The organism is Microbacterium sp. R86528, from assembly GCF_044596335.1.
GTDB classification, from domain to species: Bacteria; Actinomycetota; Actinomycetes; order Actinomycetales; family Microbacteriaceae; genus Microbacterium; species Microbacterium marmarense.
This window is the reverse complement of the sequence record NZ_CP138996.1, coordinates 902,975-921,175: the sequence shown is the minus strand read 5'-3', so window position 1 is coordinate 921,175 and position 18,201 is coordinate 902,975. Positions and strand designations below refer to the sequence as shown.

The window sequence follows — 18,201 nt, the reverse complement described above, 5'->3', positions numbered from 1 at the left end:
CCGCGATTTTCCCGCACAAGGAGCCATGAACGATTTCTCGTCAACACCCGAGTTGATCCTGTTGCCCGCTGTTGACGTTGCCGGTGGCAAAGCCGTGCGTCTTACCCAGGGGGAGGCCGGCAGCGAGACCAGCTACGGCGACCCCGTGGATGCCGCCCTCGAGTGGGCACGCAGCGGTGCCGACTGGATTCACCTGGTCGACCTCGACGCCGCATTCGGTCGCGGCACGAATACTGCGATCATCCGCAAGGTGATCAAGCAGGTCAGAGGCGTGCAGGTCGAGGTATCCGGCGGAATTCGAGACGATCGCACCCTCGAAGCGGCCCTCGAGAGCGGCGCAGCGCGCATCAACCTCGGCACGGCCGCGCTCGAAAACCCCGAGTGGGCAGCCGACGCGATCAGTCGCTACGGCGACGCGATCGCAGTGGGGCTCGATGTGCGTGGAACGACCCTCGCGGCGCGCGGCTGGACGCGCGAAGGTGGCGATCTGTGGACGGTGCTCGATCGCCTCGAAGAGGCAGGTTGCAGCCGCTACGTCGTCACCGACGTGACGAAAGACGGCACCTTGCAGGGCCCCAACATCGAGCTGCTGCGCGAGCTGACCGCTCGAACGCCCAAGCCCGTCGTGGCGTCGGGAGGCGTTTCTAGTCTCGATGACATCATCGCCCTGCGCGAGCTCGTACCGCTTGGCGTCGAAGGGGTCATTGTGGGCAAGGCCCTCTACGCGGGCGCTTTCACACTGGCCGAGGCGCTGGATGTCGCCGGGCACTGACGGTCATGACCCACTTGGCAACGATCCCCACGCGGATTCAGCCGGTGTGCCATGGGAGGGGAGGGGCTTCAGCGCCAACCCGCACTCGGGCGACGATGGTTCCGCCGATCCCGCGCTGCTGAGGGCGCTTGAGGCCTTCCATGCCGGCGTCGGCGATCAGGTAGCTGTCGTCGACGCGTATCGCGAAGCCCGATTGCTGATCCCGTTGATCGCAGAGAAGGGCGACGAGGGCATCGGCGCTCACGGGCTTGCGGTCGACAAGACGCAAGAGCTTTCCATCGTCACCGTCGCTGCTCCGGACGGCCGCCGGGTGTTGCCCGTGTTCAGCTCGGTCGAGGCGATGAAACGATGGGATGCGACGGCACGACCCGTTCCAGCGGAAGGTGTGCGCACCGCTCTGGCAGCATCCGCCGAAGACACTGACCTGATCGTGATCGACCCAGCCTCAGAAACCGAGTTTGTGTTGCGCCGCCCCGCGGTGTGGGCCATCGCACAGGGTCACCCCTGGGAGCCGAGCTTCGCCGCACCCGAAGTCTTTCTGGCGTTGCAATCGAGCATCGGCACCGAGTTGACGGTGCTTGACCTGAGCGTTGCAGCGGGGGATCCGTCCGCACGGCTGCGGGGACCCGAACTTGTTGTACGCCTGGAGCTAGTCGCCGGACTGGAGCGCGATCAGCTTGACGCGGTGCTCTCTCGCCTTGCGACTCGCTGGGCCGCCGACGATCGCATCGCGGTTCTTGTCGATTCGCTGAGCGTCAAGCTTCTTGGAGGAGCGGCTACGTAACCGGTCCGGTCCATTTTTCGCCCGGACCTTTGCCGATCGGGTCTTCAACGAGCGACGCTTCACGAAACGCCAGCTGCAGTGAGCGCAGGCCGTCGCGTAGTGAACGCGCGTGCATGTCGCTGATCTCGGGTGCCCCCGCCGTGATGAGCCCTGCCAGCGCGTTGATGAGCTTGCGCGCTTCGTCGAGGTCGCGCTGGTTGTCGGGGTCATCGGCAAGTCCGACTTTGACGGCGGCGGCGCTCATGAGATGCACCGAGGCTGTCGTGATGACCTCGACAGCGGGCACGTCGGCGATGTCTCGGGTCGCGGACGCTGCCGCGCGTTCCTGCTCTTCCCAGTGGGCGTGCCGATCATCATTGTGAGCGGCTGCCGGCGACGTGTCGGGGCCATCAATCTGGCCGTTGTTGTCTCGAATCGTGTCCACGCCACTCTCTCTGCTAAACTCATGAAGGCTCTGGAGCGTTCTGCTCCAGACTGAAAGAGGATTTCATCCCACCCGCGCTTGCCGTTCAAGGCTACCGGGTCAAGCACTCCGCCCCGACCGTCATGCGGCCGGGGTAGCCATGTGGATACATATGGGTCCGGGTGCAAGCTCGCGCAGAAGCGTCGAGTGGGTGGAGTGAACCCTCTTTCAACCACATCACAACCGTGCTGTGGTTGCCTTCACAGTACGAAGAGGAGTTCCGCATCAGCGATCCCCGCACCAATGACCGCATCCGCGTCCCAGAGGTCCGCCTCGTAGGACCCGCGGGTGAGCAGGTCGGCGTCGTCCGCATTGAGGTCGCGCTGCGCCTCGCTCAGGAGGCCGACCTCGACCTGGTCGAAGTTGCCCCCAACTCGAAGCCCCCGGTTGTCAAGATCATGGACTACGGGAAGTTCAAGTACGAGGCCGCGCAGAAAGCCAAAGAGACTCGACGCAACCAGGCGAACACGGTCCTCAAAGAGGTTCGGTTCCGTCTGAAGATCGAGGCTCACGACTACATAACCAAACTCAAGCGTGCCGAGGGCTTCTTGCAGGCTGGCGACAAGGTCAAAGCGATGATCCTGTTCCGTGGCCGTGAGCAGTCACGACCCGAGCAGGGTGTGCGTCTGCTTCGCAAGTTCGCAGAAGACGTCGCTGAGTTCGGAACGGTCGAATCGAACCCCACGATCGATGGTCGCAACATGGTCATGGTCGTCGCCCCGCACAAGAACAAGTCCGAGGTGAAGACCGAGCAGAACGCCCAGCGTGCTGCAAACAAAGAAGCGGCACGCTCTGCGCGCACCGCTTCTCCCACAGACACACCCGACTCAGCTCCCGCCGAGTAGGGCCCCACACTCCCGCGATGCGGGATCCCGACTCCCGCTCGCGCGGGAAGTGAAACGAAGGAAGAAAGAGATGCCGAAGCAGAAGACCCACTCGGGTGCCAAGAAGCGCTTCAAGGTGACCGGTAGCGGAAAGCTGATGAAGCAGCAGGCTGGTATGCGCCACAACCTCGAGGGCAAGTCGAGCCGTCGCACTCGTCGCCTCAACCAGGAGCAGGTTCTGGCTCCCGGCGACGCGAAGACCGCCAAGAAGCTCCTCGGTCTCTGAGCACCGACGCACACATTTAGGAAGTAGAAGAAATGGCTAGAGTCAAGCGGGCGGTAAACGCCCACAAGAAGCGTCGCGTCATCCTCGAGCGCGCATCCGGTTACCGCGGACAGCGTTCGCGTCTTTACCGCAAGGCGAAGGAGCAGGTCACTCACTCCCTCGTTTACGCATACCGCGACCGCCGCAAGCGCAAGGGCGACTTCCGCCGCCTCTGGATCCAGCGGATCAACGCGGCTGCACGTCAGAACGGCGTCACCTACAACCGCTTCATCCAGGGTCTCGGCCTTGCAGGTGTGCAGGTTGACCGCCGCATGCTTGCTGACCTCGCAGTCAACGATCCGGCGACCTTTGCCTCGCTGGTCGAGACCGCGAAGAGCGCACTTCCCGAGAACGTCAACGCCCCTAAGGCGTAAGTTTTCACGAAAGGCGTCCTCCCATCGGGAGGGCGCCTTTCGCATTGCCGACACCCGTGCGCGATAGGGTGATCGTGTGCTGGAAAACCCCCGTTCCCCGCGAGTGCGCGCCGTCGCAAAGCTCACCAAGCGCAGCGCGCGCCACGAGACCGGACTGTTCCTGTTGGAAGGGCCGCAGGCTGCACGAGAGGCTCTCGCATACCGACCAGAATCAGTCGTCGAGCTGTTTGCCACTCCGGCCGCCATGGAACGACACGCCGACGTTCGAGATGCCGCGCGCGACGCGGGCTTTGAGGTCGTTCTCACCACGGAGTCGGTGCTCGACGCGATGGCTGACACCGTTACCCCACAAGGCATAGTCGCAGTCGCCCGACAGTCGCCCACGTCGGTGCGCGATGTGTTTGCCGCGTCGCCCCAGCTGATTGTCATCTGCGAAGAGGTACGCGACCCCGGCAACCTGGGAACGATCATCCGCGCCGCTGACGCCGTCGGCGCCGATGCCGTCGTGCTCACGGGCCGCACGGTCGACCCGCACAACCCGAAAGTTGTGCGGGCCACAACGGGATCGCTCTTCCACCTTCCCGTCGCGGTGGGCGTCGAGCTTCCCACGGTGATAGAGCGTGCTCGTGCAGCGGGGATGCAGGTCATTGCTGCCGACGTCGGCGGAGACGACTTCCTCGCCGCGCGCGGGCGATTGGCCAGGCCGACAGCGTGGCTGTTCGGAAACGAGGCTCGCGGTCTCGAAGCCGACCATCTCGAGATGGTCGATGTGTCGCTGCGCCTGCCCATCTACGGTGCAGCAGAGTCATTGAATCTCGCCACCGCGGCCAGCGTGTGCCTTTACGAGACCGCGTTCGCCCAGCGCTCCACTGACTGAATCCTCACGTTCCACGCCTGTTACAACTCGGTAAAGGTCGCGTCCACCAGGGGTGTGTAGACCCTGGTTCACCCCTAGGGTGAACTTATGGCGACACCTGAATCTGCGGCGCCTGCGCCTCGTACATCGAATATCAACGTTCGACGAGGCGAGCCGCTCGTCGTAATCGAGCACGTCGACAAGCACTACGGTGACTTGCACGTGTTGAAAGACATCAACACCACCGTCAATCGCGGCGAGGTTGTCGTGGTGATCGGGCCTTCCGGGTCTGGCAAGTCCACGCTTTGTCGCGCGATCAACCGACTCGAGACGATCGACTCTGGTGTGATCACCATCGACGGCGCCAAGCTGCCAGAAGAAGGCAAGGCCCTCGCGCACCTGCGCGCGGATGTCGGCATGGTGTTTCAGTCTTTCAACCTCTTCGCACACAAGACGATCCTTGAGAACGTGACCCTCGGTCCGATCAAGGTCCGCAAGATGAAGAAGAAGGCCGCTGATGAAAAGGCCATGGCGATGCTTGATCGCGTCGGCATTGCCAACCAGGCGCAGAAAATGCCCGCACAGCTCTCCGGCGGCCAGCAGCAGCGCGTTGCGATCGCCCGATCACTTGCGATGGACCCGAAGCTGATTCTGATGGACGAGCCGACGAGCGCGCTCGACCCAGAAATGATCAACGAGGTGCTCGACGTCATGGTCGGCCTCGCGGCCGAAGGGATGACGATGATTGTCGTCACTCACGAGATGGGTTTTGCCAGAAAAGCAGCCGATCGTGTGCTGTTCATGGCAGATGGCGCGATCGTGGAAGAAGCGACTCCCGAAGAGTTCTTCACCAACCCCCAGAGCGAACGGGCCCAGGACTTCTTGTCGAAGATCCTCGAGCACTGAGAACGCTCAGCCGTTGCCAGCGGCTGAGAACCGAGAGGCGGACTGCGAAAGCGGTCCACAACAGCAAAGGACGAAGAGATGAAGCGATCGAGACTCCCGCTTATTGCGCTGGCGATGACCGGCGCACTCGCACTCACAGCGTGCGCGGGCGACACCAGTGATGCCGAAGACACTACGGTCGAGGCTGATACCGAAATGGTCGAATTCGAGGAAGGCACCACCATGGCCGACCTCAGCGAGGCCGGCACGATCACCATCGGCACGAAGTTCGACCAGCCGCTGTTCGGCTTGAACGGACTTGACGGCCCCGAGGGCTTCGACGTTGAGATGGGTAAGATCATCGCCGCGAACCTCGGAATCGACGAAGAGAACATCGAGTGGGTCGAAGCGGTCTCGGCAAACCGTGAGCCGTTCATCGAGAACGGTGAAGTTGACATCGTCATCGCCACGTACACGATCAACGACTCCCGCAAAGAGGTCGTCTCTTTCGCCGGCCCGTACTACATGGCTGGCCAGTCGATCCTCGTGCTCGCTGACAACGACGACATCACCAGCGAAGAAGACCTCGTCGGTCAGCCCGTCTGCTCGGTCACCGGTTCAACGCCAGCCGAGAAGCTGGCCGAGATCGGCGCAGAGCCGGTTCTCACCGACACATACACGAACTGCCTCGAACCGCTTCGCAACGGTGCCGTGGTTGCCGTCTCGACCGACAACGTGATCCTCGCGGGTCTTGCTGCCCAGAACGAGGGCGAGTTCAAGGTTGCCGGTGAGCCCTTCACCGACGAGCCCTACGGAATCGGTCTGGCGCTCGATGACACCGAGTTCCGCATGTGGATCAACGACGTTCTCGAGGCTAGCTACGCAGACGGTTCGTACGAAGCTGCGTGGGATGCCACGGCAGGAACGGTTCTGCCGTTCATCGAGCCGCCGGCAGTCGATCGCTACTGATTGATCGGATGCCTCGGCTCTGCACAGCGCAGAGCCGAGGCATCCCCCTACTGACACGCGAGAGGATCACCAGTGGATCAGTACCTGAGTCTGTGGCCTACCTTCTGGGAGGGCTTTCGAATGACCCTTCTGCTGCTCGTAGCCTCGGGGATTCTGTCGCTCCTGGCCGGCACCTTGGTTGCCGCCATGCGCATCTCGCCGGTGACAGCGCTCAACGCGTTCGCCGCTCTGTATACCGAGATCGCACGAAACACTCCGCTCACGCTGGTCTTCTTCTTCACGGCATTCGTGCTTCCGTTTCTCGGATTGCGTTGGGCATTCGTGCCGCTGGCGATTCTCGCCCTCACCTACTACACCTCCCCGTTCGTCGCAGAGGCGCTGCGCTCGGGGATCAACGGGGTTCCCGTCGGGCAGGCCGAAGCGGCGCGAAGCATTGGTCTCGGCTTCGGCCAGTCGGTGTCGCTCATCGTCTTGCCGCAAGCCTTCCGTATGACGATTCCACCGCTGATCAACGTGTTCATCGCCCTGACGAAGAACTCGTCTGTCGCAGGCGGATTCTTCGTGCTTGAACTGTTCGCCGTCACGCGTGCGCTCGCAAACTCGAACGGCAATATGGTGATTCCGATCCTGCTGACTGCGGCTGGACTGTACCTCGTGATCACGGTGCCGCTGGGCCTTGTCGCGGGTCAACTCGAGAAGCGTCTGGTGGTGCAGCGATGAGCTCTGCAAATGTTCTCTTCGACGCCCCGGGGCCGCGCGCGCGTCGGGCCTCGCTGATCGGTTCGATCATTGCCGGAGTGCTGATTCTCGGCGCTGTCGTCTGGCTCGTCTTCACGCTGGCCGCTGAGCGCCAGTCTGGTGGCATCACCCTTCCCGGCATGTTCGATTCATCGCGCTGGGAGGCATTAGCGCAGCAACGATTCTGGGAGATCGTCGGCGAAGGTGTCATGGCGACTCTTGCCGCGGCCGCCATCGCCGCGGTCGGCGCCATTGCCCTCGGCATGGCCTTCTCGTTGATGCGAAGCTCAGAGATCGCGTGGGTTCGCATCCCGACCGCCTGGCTCATCGAATTCCTTCGCGGCATGCCCGTTCTGCTGATGATGCTGTTCATCTTGCTCGTCGCGTCGACCGGTGCATTCTGGGCTGTGGTCGTCGCCCTCGTGCTGTACAACGGCACGTTGATCGGCGAAGCGCTGCGAGCCGGCCTGGCCTCGCTTCCGCGCGGTCAACGTGAAGCCGCCCTCAGCGTCGGTATGGGCGTATTCCAGTCGAAGATCCTGGTCGAGTTTCCACAGGCGTTCCGGCAGATGCTCCCGATCATCGTGGCCCAGCTCGTCGTGCTGCTCAAAGACACCTCTCTCGGCTACATTGTCGGCTACCACGAACTCATTCGCTCGACGATGAACCAGCTGTCGGCGGCATTGGGCAACCGCTATCTGTTCACCCTGTTCGCCGTCACGCTGGTGATCTATCTCGTCATCAACCTGTCGCTGTCATGGTTCGCGCGCTGGCTGTCTCGACGCACATCATCGGGCTACGGGTCTTCGCGCAAGGCAAAGCGCGCAGCTGGCGACGTCGATCCGGATCAGGCGATCCTCGTCGCAAAGGCCAATGCGGCCGCACGCGAGTCCGAGACGAACTCAGGGCGATAGCGGTCTCGTCGGAGAGGCGCGTGAGTCTCGGTAGACTCGACTCTCGTGTCTGACGTTCCCGAAATCACTCCCGAAGCGGTTGCCGAAGCGGTGGATGCTGCACTGGCAGCGATCACCGCAGCATCCGATTCCTCCGCATTGAAGACCGCCCGCGCTGCCCACAGCGCCGACGGATCGCCGCTCGCGTTACTCAATGCCCAATTGCGTAACGTGCCCAATGAGAAAAAGGCTGAATTCGGCAAGCTCGTCGGTCAAGCCCGTGGTCGCGTGAATCAAGCGTTCGCGGCTCGAGAAGCTGAGATCGCTGAGGCTGAGACCGCCGCGAAACTCGAGGCCGAGCGAATCGACATCACCGCCCTCGCCGCTCGAAGCCGGGTTGGTGCGCGGCATCCGCTGACTCTCTTGCAGGAACAGATCGGCGATATTTTCGTCGGCATGGGGTGGGAGATTGCCGAAGGCCCCGAACTCGAACACGAGTGGTACAACTTCGATGCGCTGAATTTCGATGAAGATCACCCCGCGCGTCAGATGCAGGACACGTTCTTCGTTGACCCGGTGGCGCGTCACCTGGTGATGCGCACTCACACCAGCCCCGTGCAGGTGCGCTCGATGCTTGAGCGTGAGCTGCCAATCTTTGTGGTGTGCCCCGGCCGCGCGTACCGCACCGATGAATTCGACGCCACACACCTGCCGGTCTTCAGCCAGTTCGAGGGCCTCGTGATCGACAAGAACATCACGATGGCTCACCTCAAGGGGACCCTTGACCACATCGCCAAGGCGCTGTTCGGCGCTGAAGCGAAGACACGCTTCCGCGCAAACTTCTTTCCGTTCACCGAGCCTTCGGCGGAACTAGACCTATGGCACCCCACCTTCAAAGGGGGTGCCCGCTGGATCGAGTGGGGCGGTTGCGGCATGGTGAACCCCAACGTGCTGCGTGCGGCAGGCATCGATCCAGAGGAGTACTCGGGCTTCGCCTTCGGCATGGGGATTGAGCGGACCTTGATGTTCCGCAGCGACGTGAAAGATATGAGAGACATGGCAGAGGGCGACGTTCGCTTCAGCGAGCAGTTCGGGATGGTGGTCTGATGCGCGTTCCGCTCTCATGGCTTCGTGAATACGTCGATGTTGCGCCCGAGGCTACGCCCGAAGACGTCCTTGCTGCCTTGGTGTCCGTCGGCTTCGAAGAAGAAGACGTCTTTCGTTTCGAGCTTCACGGTCCCATCGTGGTGGGCGAGGTGCTCGAGTTCCTCGAAGAGCCGCAGAAGAACGGCAAGACCATCCGCTGGTGCCAGGTGCGCGTCGCCCCCGAGGGTGAGAACGCAGCAGATGGTGGCGAAGCAGTGCACGGCATCGTGTGCGGCGCCGGCAACTTCTTCCCCGGCGACAAGGTTGTTGTCACCCTGCCTGGGTCGGTGCTGCCTGGCCCGTTCCCCATCGCCGCTCGCAAGACCTACGGGCACATATCTGACGGCATGATTGCGTCTGCTCGCGAGCTCGGCCTCGGCGACGAACACGACGGCATTCTGCGGTTGGTCGAACTTGGGATCGATGCTCCCGCGGGAGCCGATGCGATCGCCCTTCTCGGTCTTGACGACGTCGCGGTCGATGTGAATGTCACGCCCGACCGTGGCTACGCGCTGTCGGTGCGAGGCATTGCGCGAGAGTACTCCCACGCCACGGGTGCCGCTTTTCGCGATCCGGGCCTTCGCGCCGAAGCCGAACTCGCTGCGGGAACGGGTTTCGCCGTCGCGGTGAACGATGAAGCCCCCATCCGTGGCCGCGTGGGTGCTTCCGAGTTCATTGCACGTGTTGTGCGTGATGTCGACCCGACGAAGCCGACGCCGGCCTGGATGATTGCTCGGCTGACCCTCGCGGGTATTCGCTCACTCGGAATTCTCATCGACATCACGAACTACGTGATGATCGAGCTGGGCCAGCCGATTCACGGCTATGACCTCGACACACTGCAGGGCGGCATCGTTGTCCGTCGCGCGAACGCGGGCGAGACGCTGGAAACACTCGACGGCAAGCTGCGCACGCTCGACCCCGAAGACCTGCTGATCACCGATGACTCCGGGGCCATCGGTCTTGCGGGAGTCATGGGTGGCGGTCGCACTGAAATGTCGGCATCGACGCGCAACGTGCTGATCGAGGCAGCGACGTTCGACACCGTCACGATTGCTCGCAGCGCCCGTCGCCACAAGCTTCCATCGGAAGCATCGCGACGTTTTGAACGAGGCGTGGACCCCGCGGTAGCAGCCGTGGCTGCGCGTCGTGTTGCAGACCTGATGGTCCAGTACGCCGGCGGAACGCTTGATGAGAATTTCGGGGGCTCGCTCGGCAACGACATCACGCGCACCCGCATCGCGTTGCCGCGGCTGTTCGTGAACGGACTCATCGGAGTCGACTACACCGATGAGCAGGTTGCTACTTCGCTCGCGCTGATCGGCGCTGAGGTGGCGGGTGTGGATGCTGGGTGGAGTGTGCTGACGCCGACGTGGCGCCCCGACCTCACAGACAAGTGGACACTCGCTGAGGAGGTCGCGCGGATTCAGGGCTACGAGCGCATTCCCTCGGTATTGCCGGTTCCGCCATCGGGACGGGGATTCACCCCCGCTCAGCAGGGTCGCCGTCGCGTGTCCAACGCGCTCGCCGCTGCGGGGTTCGTCGAAACGCCGTCATTCGGCTTCACAACAGCGGAGCAGAACAACCTGCACGGCTCCGCCTCGGGCGGATCAGTGCCGAGCATGAAGCTCGCCAATCCGCTTGACGGGCAGGCGCCCTTCTTGCGTCGTTCGCTGATTCCGGGGCTGTTGCAGATTGCTCACCGCAACTTGTCACGTGGATTCACCGACCTCGCTCTGTTTGAGTCCGGCTCCGTCTTCTTGCCGAAAGAGGGAGTGCAGTACGGCACTGCCTTTATTCCGCCGCTCGCTGTGAGGCCCTCTGCGTCGACGCTTGCGGAGCTCGACGAGTCGATCCCGCCGCAGCCTCGTTTTGTCGCGGTGCTGCTCGCGGGAAACATCGTGGCCAAGCAGCCCCGACAGCCCGCCGTCGGCGCTGACCTCGGCCATGCTCTCGACGCGGTGCACACCATCGCCTCGGCGGCAGGGGTGAGCATCGAAGTCACGCAGACGCAGCGCGCGGCGCTGCATCCCGGCCGCGCGGGCACGCTCACTGTAGAAGGTCGCGAAGTCGGCTACATCGGCGAGCTGCTTCCGGCGGTATCAGAGGCGGCAGACCTGCCCGGTCGCGTGGTCGTGGCGGAGCTCGATCTCGATCTGGTGATTTCGCTGGCTGGCGAGAAGGTTGTCGCCGGGTCGCTGTCTGGTTTTCCCGCTGCAACCCAAGACGTTTCGCTGGTCGTCGACTCGGGTGTTCCGGCAGCCGAGGTGCGCGCAGCCTTCACAGACGGCGCAGGGGAGTTGCTCGAGGCAATTCGCCTGGTCGATGACTATCGCGGTCAGGGCGTGGCTGAGGGTGCCAAGAGCCTGACGTTTGCGTTGCGCTTTCGCGCGAGCGATCGCACGCTCACAGCGGCCGATGCGACCGAAGCAAAACTTGCCGGTGTCGCGGCCGCCGCCGAGCGGTTCGGGGCGACGCTTCGCGAGTAGCACCAGCGAAGGGTGAACGATCCGCACCCCCGGCGTGCGGATCGTTCGCTGATTTGCGGTTGTGGAGAGATCGCGGCTATGGTCGGCGCATGCCCTCGGCCCCGCTGCGCCTCTCGACGCGTGCTCTGCGCGTCGCCCCCGCACGCCGACGCCGCAACCGCCGACTTTAGGCGACCTCGCCTTCAGTTCCCGCGTGAAACGAGCCTTCACCTCCCGCGCCGAACGAGTGAGCGTCGCCGTCTCTGGCCCATTTGCGGGCCCTTGAGCGGACTTGCGAGCCAGCCAAGGGCCAACCAGACCCTAAGGTGGAATCCATGACATATTCGGTCGCCGTCTCCGGTGCGTCCGGCTATGCGGGCGGTGAGATCCTACGGATACTCGCCGCGCATCCCGATGTTGAGATCCGCACCGTGACCGCGCACTCCAACGCAGGACAGCCGCTGATCGCGCATCAGCCGCACCTGCGCTCGCTCGCGCATCTCACACTGAGCGAGACCACCCCTGAGGTGCTCTCAGGTCACGACATCGTGTTTCTTGCGTTGCCGCACGGCCAGTCCGGCCAGTACACCGATGCACTCGGCGCGACTCCGCTCGTCATCGATGCAGGCGCAGACCATCGCCTCGAGTCGGCGGCTGCGTGGAACAGGTTCTACGGGGGCGAGTTCCATGAACCATGGAGTTATGCCGTGCCAGAACTTCTGGTAAACGGCGTGAAGCAACGCGAACGGCTGGTTGGAGCGTCTCGCATCGCCGCGCCAGGCTGCAACGCCTCCACCGTGAGCCTGAGTCTCGCGCCTGGGGTCGCAGCGGGTGTGATCGACTCGGCTGACATTGTCACCGTGCTTGCGGTAGGTCCTTCAGGGGCGGGCAAGGCTCTAAAAGCCAACCTGCTGGCGAGTGAGATTCTCGGCTCGGCAACCCCCTACGCCGTAGGCGGAACCCACCGCCATATCCCGGAGATCCAGCAAGCGCTCGCCGCCGCATCCGGTCAGGAGTCAACGAGCATTCGAATCTCCTTCACCCCCGTGCTCGTGCCCATGGCCCGTGGCATTCTCGCGACATCGACGGCACCGATCGCGCATGGCGTGAGCGATGATGACATTCGCCAGGCGTGGGAAGCAGCATATGCCGATGAGGCGTTCGTGCAGTTGCTGCCCGAGGGGCAATTCCCTCGGACGGCGGATGTCATCGGTGCGAACACCGCGTTGATCGGGTTGGCAATCGATCGAGACGCGAACCGTGTTGTCGTGGTCACCGCGGTCGACAATCTCGTCAAAGGGACAGCCGGAGCAGCAGTCCAATCCATGAACATCGCGCTGGGGCTCAGTGAAGCAACAGCGCTCTCGATGAACGGAGTCGCGCCGTGAGCGTCACCGCACCAGCAGGTTTCGAAGCAGCCGGGGTTGCTGTCGGACTGAAATCCAGCGGAGAACCCGATGTCGCCATGGTCGTCAACCGCGGCCCACTGAAGGTGGGCGCGGCTGTGTTCACGAGCAACCGCGCCAAAGCGAACCCGATCATGTGGTCGGAGCAGGTGATTCAGGATGGCGTCGTCGAGGCGATCATCCTCAACTCCGGCGGTGCGAACTGCTTTACCGGCTCTTTCGGATTCCAGACGACGCATCAGACGGCGGAAAAAGTCGCCACCGAACTCGGCGTCAGCGCGGGGGATGTTCTCGTCTGTTCCACGGGTCTGATCGGCACCGGCGACGAACTGTTTCGTTCGCGGGTACTTGAGGGTGTCTCGCAGTCCGCGGCGTCGTTGAGCGTTGACGGGGGAGTGCAGGCGTCTGAGGCGATCATGACGACCGACTCCAAGGCGAAGAGGTCAGTGGTTACTCGCGATGGCTGGTCGATCGGTGGAATGGCGAAGGGCGCCGGGATGCTGGCACCTGGGCTCGCCACGATGCTCGTCGTCATCACGACAGACGCGGTGCTTGACGCTTCCCAGGCCGACGCGCATCTTCGCGATGCGACGCGAGTGAGTTTTGATCGTTTGGATTCGGACGGCTGCATGTCGACCAACGACCAGGTCACGCTCATGGTGAGCGGTGCCAGTGGCGTCACACCGTCTGCGACAGACTTCGGTGCGGCGCTCGCCGAGGTCTGCCTCGACCTCTCGCGTCAGCTGCAGGGCGATGCCGAGGGCGCCAGCCACGACATCACCATTGAAGTCGTCAATGCGGAGTCTGAACAAGACGCGGTGGAAGTTGGCCGCTCGGTCGCCCGAAACAACCTGTTCAAGGCTGCGATCTTCGGCAATGACGCCAACTGGGGCCGTGTGCTGGCGGCCATTGGGACCACCGATGCTGCCTTCGACCCCTATGACGTCGATGTATGGATGAATGGCGTTCGCGTATGCACAGCTGGTGGCCCTGACCGACCGCGCGAAGACGTCGACCTCACTCCGCGCGCCACCCACCTTGCCATCGACCTCAAGGTGGGCAGCTCGACCGCCACCATTCTCACCAACGACCTCACTCACGACTACGTTCACGAGAACAGTGCATATTCCTCATGACTGATATTCAAGACACCGATCCCGCTGAGGCGAGCAATAAGGCCGTCACGATGATCGAATCGCTGCCCTGGCTGCGCCGCTACAGCGACCAGATCATCGTGATCAAGTACGGCGGCAACGCGATGGTGAGCGAGGAGCTGCAAGATGCTTTCGCCGCTGACATCGCCTATCTGCGATACGTCGGTGTGAAGCCGGTTGTCGTTCACGGTGGCGGGCCGCAGATCTCTTCAATGCTTGATCGCCTGGCTATTCCGAGCGAGTTCAAGGGTGGCTACCGCGTAACGAGCACTGAGGCGATCACGGTCGTTCGAATGGTGCTGACCGGGCAGATCAATCCCCAGTTGGTCAGCAAGATCAACGCGCACGGCCCGGTGGCTACCGGACTCAGCGGTGAGGATGCCGGTCTGTTCGGGGGGCGTCAGCGTGGCGTCACGATCGACGGCATCGAGCACGACCTTGGCCGTGTCGGCGATGTCGTCGAAGTCGACCCACAGCAGGTGCTCGACCAGCTGGCAGCCGGTCGGATTCCGGTGATTTCGAGCATCGCACCTGATCTCGACCACCCCGGGCACTCGCTCAACGTGAACGCCGACGCGGCAGCATCCGCTCTCGCCGTCGCTCTGGGCGCTGTCAAGCTGGTCGTGTTGACCGACGTCGCCGGCCTGTACGCAGACTGGCCGAATCGTGACTCGCTGGTGTCGCACCTCACCTCCAGCGAATTGCACGCACTGTTGCCCTCGCTGGAGTCGGGCATGATTCCGAAGATGGCGGCATGCTTGCAAGCGGTCGAAGGGGGAGTGGAGAAAGCCGCGATCATTGATGGTCGTGTTCCCCATTCGGTACTGGTGGAGATCTTCACCAGCAAAGGAATCGGAACTGAGGTGGTAGCCGGATGAGCTGGCAAGATGACGCGGGACGCGATCTCGTTCGAAGCTTCGGCCCGCGAATGGCCATGTTCACACGCGGTCAGGGCGCCTACCTCTGGGATGACCAAGGCAAGCAGTATCTCGACTTTCTCGCCGGTATCGCGGTGAACTCGCTCGGTCACGCACACCCGATCTTCGTGAACGCGATCACCGAGCAGGCGGCTACCCTCGCTCACGTCTCGAATTACTTCGCGACTGAACCGCAACTCGCCCTCGCCGCCACGCTCAAGCGCCTCGCCGGTACGGGTGATGACGGTCGTGTCTATTTCGCAAACTCGGGAGCCGAAGCGAACGAGGCTGCCTTCAAGTTGGCACGGTTGCACGGTGGTGCCGATCGCCCGCGTATTCTGGCGTTCACCAACGCATTCCACGGGCGCACGATGGGCACACTCGCGTTGACCGGTAAGCCAGCAATGCAGGAGCCCTTCCTGCCGATGGCGCCGGGGGTGGAGTTCATCGACACGACCGTTGCAGCGCTCGAGTCGGCTCTTGATGATCGCGTCGCTGCCGTCTTCGTTGAGCCGATCAAGGGCGAAGCCGGGGTGATAGATCTTCCCGAGGGTTTCCTTGCGGCTGCCCGCGCGCTCACAGAGCAGCATGGCGCGCTCCTGATCATCGATGAGATTCAGACTGGCGCTGGGCGAACGGGCGAGTGGTTTGCATTTCAGCACGACAGCATCACTCCTGATGCGATCACGGTCGCCAAAGGGATCGGCGGTGGCTTCCCCATCGGGGCGCTCATCACTTTCCCCGCGGCGAGTGACCTCTTCTACCCCGGCACGCACGGTTCGACGTTCGGCGGAAATGCGCTTGGCACGGCTGTCGCCGACGCGGTGCTGGGCGAGATCGAAGATGCCGAACTGGTGAGTAATGCGGCCGAGCGAGGTGCACAGCTGCGTGCTGCGATCGACGCGATCGAATCCGAGCTGATTGCAGGTTGTCGCGGGCGCGGACTGCTCGTGGGCATCGCGCTCGCGCAGCCTGTCGCCAAGGCGCTGGTCGAAGCTGCCCAAGTGCACGGGCTTATCATCAACGCTCCCAACGACGAGACGATTCGCCTCGTGCCCGCGCTCACCATCGGTGACGTCGAGATCGACGAATTCATTGAGCTATTCACGGCGTCACTGCGCACGGTTGAACACGCGCTGCTGATTGACACCCCGACGGAGGACACCGCATGACCCGCCACCTGTTGCGTGACGACGATCTGACCACGGCAGAGCAGTCCGAGATCCTCGATCTCGCGATCGAGTTGAAGAAGGATCGCTTCGCCGTCAAGGCCCTCGAAGGCCCACAGACTGTCGCGGTGATCTTTGACAAGTCATCGACCCGCACAAGGGTTTCGTTCGCGGTGGGAATCGCCGACCTTGGCGGATCGCCTCTGATCATCTCGACAGCCAACAGCCAGCTCGGCGGCAAAGAGACACCGGCCGATACCGCGCGGGTGCTTGAACGTCAGGTCGCGGCAATCGTGTGGCGCACCTACGCCCAGGCGGGCCTAGAGCAGATGGCACAGGGCACGACAGTTCCCGTTGTCAATGCGCTGAGCGACGACTTTCACCCTTGTCAGCTGCTGGCTGACCTGCTCACCATCCGCGAGCACAAGGGTGACCTGAAAGGCCTGACGCTCACCTTCTTCGGTGACGGCAAATCGAACATGGCGCACTCGTACATTCTGGCTTGCGTCACGGCGGGTATGCATGTGCGCGTCACATCACCGGAGTCGTACTCGCCGCGTGCGGATGTGATTGCTGACGCCGATCGTCTCGCGGTCACGACCGGTGGCTCGGTGACTCTGTACACCGACGCGAATGAAGCCGCGGCGGGAGCGGACGTCATCGTGACCGATACGTGGGTATCGATGGGCAAAGAAGAAGAGAAGCTGTCGCGACTTCGTGACCTTGGCGCCTACAAGGTAACGGGGGAGACGATGACGCTGGCGAAAGACGACGCGATCTTCATTCACTGTCTGCCGGCTGATCGCGGCTACGAGGTCGATGCCGAAGTCATCGACGGTCCGCAGAGCGTCGTCTGGGACGAAGCAGAGAACCGTCTGCACGCACAGAAGGCACTGCTCGTTTGGCTGTTGCGCCAGAAGTGACTGCCCGGCCAGGGTGGCTTGAGAGCCGTTGGATGCGGCTCAACGGTCCGAGCCGCATTGCTGGTGTCGATCTGGCTCGCGGCTTGGCGATTCTCGGCATGCTGGCGGCCCATCTACTGTGGATTCGCGAACCCCTCGCACTGACTGACCCCTTCACCTGGATCGCAATCGTCGAAGGTCGTTCATCGATCCTTTTTGCGACGCTCGCTGGTATATCGATCGCGCTGGTAACCGGCGCGCGCGTGCCGCTCGCCGGCGAGGCTCGACAACGGGCGCAGCTGCGTCTCGCTACCCGAGCCTTCGCGCTCTGGCTCCTGGGCTTGGCGCTGATCTTCACGGGAGTGCCGGTCTATGTGATCCTTCCGGCGTACGCACTTCTGTTCTTGCTTGCGACCATGCTCGTTCCGCTGCGCGCACGCTCACTTCTGTTTGTCGCTCTCGTGTTGGCCGCAGTGATGCCGTTCGTTCAGGTTGTGCTCGATGCGCTGCCGATCTGGACAACCCCCATCGGCAACGATCTCTCGCTCGCCATCGGTTGGCACTATCCCTTCACCACTTGGATCGCGTTCGTTGCGGCTGGTATGGCTGTGGCTCGAGCGGGCATCACGCGCTTGAAGGTTCAGGGGTGGATGCTGGTGGTGGGCGCCGCGTTGGCCGTCGTGGCTGCGGCGCTTGACGCCATTTCAGGCGCCAGCGGTCTGCCGACGTCGTTTTGGCAAGCGTTGTGGACGGGCGAGGCGCACTCGACCGGCCTATTGGAGGTATGGGGCTCGGGTGGCTTCGCGATGTTCGTGATCGCGCTGTGTCTGCTCGCCTGTCGCACCGTTCTCACGTGGGTGGTGTTGCCGCTGCGTGCGCTCGGAGCGATGCCGCTCACGGCGTACACCGTGCAGATTGTCGCGTGGGCGATCGCAGCGACCGTGCTGTTGGGCAGCCCTGGCGATCTGGCGGCGTTCCGCGCACTCGAGCCGTTCGTGCCGCTCACCCTCGGAACGATCGCGGGATGCACGGCATGGGCTCTATTGGTTGGCCGCGGCCCGCTGGAGTGGGCGCTCGACCGCTTGGCCAAGCTTGCCGTTCCCTCGACGCCAAACGACGCGGCGCGCAGTCGCTGAGGTGTGAGCGCGGCGGTCAC

Annotated in this window: 19 protein-coding genes; 18 read left to right on the top strand and 1 reads right to left on the bottom strand. The window is 63.1% G+C overall.

The window, feature by feature from the left end; all coding sequences use genetic code 11:
* The first annotated feature begins 25 nt into the window (after positions 1-25).
* Both priA and SJY18_RS04520 read left to right on the top strand, forming a co-directional pair.
* Positions 26-772, top strand: a complete 747-nt coding sequence (gene priA, locus SJY18_RS04525) for a bifunctional 1-(5-phosphoribosyl)-5-((5-phosphoribosylamino)methylideneamino)imidazole-4-carboxamide isomerase/phosphoribosylanthranilate isomerase PriA (RefSeq protein ID WP_363580947.1) — start codon at positions 26-28, stop codon at positions 770-772.
* Positions 756-1,556: an SseB family protein gene (locus SJY18_RS04520; protein ID WP_396668541.1), complete on the top strand. Its 801-nt coding sequence runs from the start codon at positions 756-758 to the stop codon at positions 1,554-1,556. The genes priA and SJY18_RS04520 overlap by 17 nt, the downstream gene beginning before the upstream one ends.
* On the opposite strand, the gene SJY18_RS04515 is transcribed toward SJY18_RS04520, so the two are convergent.
* Entirely contained in the window at positions 1,549-1,950 is a 402-nt protein-coding gene (locus tag SJY18_RS04515; protein WP_396668878.1) for a DUF1844 domain-containing protein, read from the bottom strand. The genes SJY18_RS04520 and SJY18_RS04515 overlap by 8 nt on opposite strands.
* Before the next feature lie 263 nt (positions 1,951-2,213).
* On the opposite strand from SJY18_RS04515, the gene infC reads away from it, so the two are divergent.
* From infC to SJY18_RS04435, 16 genes are all read left to right on the top strand, one after another.
* Positions 2,214-2,864 carry a translation initiation factor IF-3 gene (infC, locus tag SJY18_RS04510; protein ID WP_337338709.1) on the top strand — a complete coding sequence of 217 codons (651 nt, stop codon included), beginning with the start codon at positions 2,214-2,216 and terminating at the stop codon, positions 2,862-2,864.
* A 70-nt stretch (positions 2,865-2,934) separates the two neighbouring features.
* On the top strand, positions 2,935-3,129 hold the full coding sequence (gene rpmI, locus SJY18_RS04505; protein ID WP_337338708.1) for a 50S ribosomal protein L35: 195 nt from the start codon (positions 2,935-2,937) through the stop codon (positions 3,127-3,129).
* A 32-nt stretch (positions 3,130-3,161) separates the two neighbouring features.
* Positions 3,162-3,542, top strand: coding sequence for a 50S ribosomal protein L20 (gene rplT / locus SJY18_RS04500; protein WP_337338707.1), 381 nt, complete (start codon positions 3,162-3,164; stop codon positions 3,540-3,542).
* A 76-nt stretch (positions 3,543-3,618) separates the two neighbouring features.
* Complete coding sequence (locus SJY18_RS04495; protein ID WP_396668540.1) at positions 3,619-4,419, top strand: TrmH family RNA methyltransferase; 801 nt, start codon at positions 3,619-3,621, stop codon at positions 4,417-4,419.
* An 87-nt stretch (positions 4,420-4,506) separates the two neighbouring features.
* Entirely contained in the window at positions 4,507-5,304 is a 798-nt protein-coding gene (locus SJY18_RS04490) for an amino acid ABC transporter ATP-binding protein (protein WP_337338705.1), read from the top strand.
* A 78-nt stretch (positions 5,305-5,382) separates the two neighbouring features.
* Positions 5,383-6,252, top strand: coding sequence for a glutamate ABC transporter substrate-binding protein (locus SJY18_RS04485; protein ID WP_337338704.1), 870 nt, complete (start codon positions 5,383-5,385; stop codon positions 6,250-6,252).
* A 72-nt stretch (positions 6,253-6,324) separates the two neighbouring features.
* Positions 6,325-6,972 (top strand): amino acid ABC transporter permease, encoded by a 648-nt coding sequence (locus tag SJY18_RS04480; RefSeq protein WP_337338703.1) that lies wholly within the window; start codon positions 6,325-6,327, stop codon positions 6,970-6,972.
* The gene (locus SJY18_RS04475; RefSeq protein ID WP_396668539.1) at positions 6,969-7,904 is read left to right on the top strand and encodes an amino acid ABC transporter permease; all 936 of its coding nucleotides are present in this window, start codon (positions 6,969-6,971) and stop codon (positions 7,902-7,904) included. The genes SJY18_RS04480 and SJY18_RS04475 overlap by 4 nt, the downstream gene beginning before the upstream one ends.
* 45 nt (positions 7,905-7,949) lie before the next feature.
* Entirely contained in the window at positions 7,950-8,990 is a 1,041-nt protein-coding gene (pheS, locus tag SJY18_RS04470; RefSeq protein WP_396668538.1) for a phenylalanine--tRNA ligase subunit alpha, read from the top strand.
* The gene (gene pheT, locus SJY18_RS04465) at positions 8,990-11,518 is read left to right on the top strand and encodes a phenylalanine--tRNA ligase subunit beta (RefSeq protein WP_396668537.1); all 2,529 of its coding nucleotides are present in this window, start codon (positions 8,990-8,992) and stop codon (positions 11,516-11,518) included. Before pheS ends, pheT begins: the two co-directional genes overlap by 1 nt.
* 314 nt (positions 11,519-11,832) lie before the next feature.
* Positions 11,833-12,885, top strand: a complete 1,053-nt coding sequence (argC, locus tag SJY18_RS04460; RefSeq protein ID WP_396668536.1) for an N-acetyl-gamma-glutamyl-phosphate reductase — start codon at positions 11,833-11,835, stop codon at positions 12,883-12,885.
* On the top strand, positions 12,882-14,039 hold the full coding sequence (gene argJ, locus SJY18_RS04455; protein WP_396668535.1) for a bifunctional glutamate N-acetyltransferase/amino-acid acetyltransferase ArgJ: 1,158 nt from the start codon (positions 12,882-12,884) through the stop codon (positions 14,037-14,039). Before argC ends, argJ begins: the two co-directional genes overlap by 4 nt.
* The gene (gene argB, locus SJY18_RS04450; protein ID WP_337338697.1) at positions 14,036-14,935 is read left to right on the top strand and encodes an acetylglutamate kinase; all 900 of its coding nucleotides are present in this window, start codon (positions 14,036-14,038) and stop codon (positions 14,933-14,935) included. Before argJ ends, argB begins: the two co-directional genes overlap by 4 nt.
* Positions 14,932-16,146, top strand: coding sequence for an acetylornithine transaminase (locus SJY18_RS04445; RefSeq protein ID WP_396668534.1), 1,215 nt, complete (start codon positions 14,932-14,934; stop codon positions 16,144-16,146). The genes argB and SJY18_RS04445 overlap by 4 nt, the downstream gene beginning before the upstream one ends.
* Positions 16,143-17,066 (top strand): ornithine carbamoyltransferase, encoded by a 924-nt coding sequence (gene argF / locus SJY18_RS04440; protein ID WP_396668533.1) that lies wholly within the window; start codon positions 16,143-16,145, stop codon positions 17,064-17,066. Before SJY18_RS04445 ends, argF begins: the two co-directional genes overlap by 4 nt.
* Positions 17,063-18,181: a heparan-alpha-glucosaminide N-acetyltransferase domain-containing protein gene (locus SJY18_RS04435; RefSeq protein ID WP_396668532.1), complete on the top strand. Its 1,119-nt coding sequence runs from the start codon at positions 17,063-17,065 to the stop codon at positions 18,179-18,181. The genes argF and SJY18_RS04435 overlap by 4 nt, the downstream gene beginning before the upstream one ends.
* Positions 18,182-18,201 lie beyond the last annotated feature (20 nt).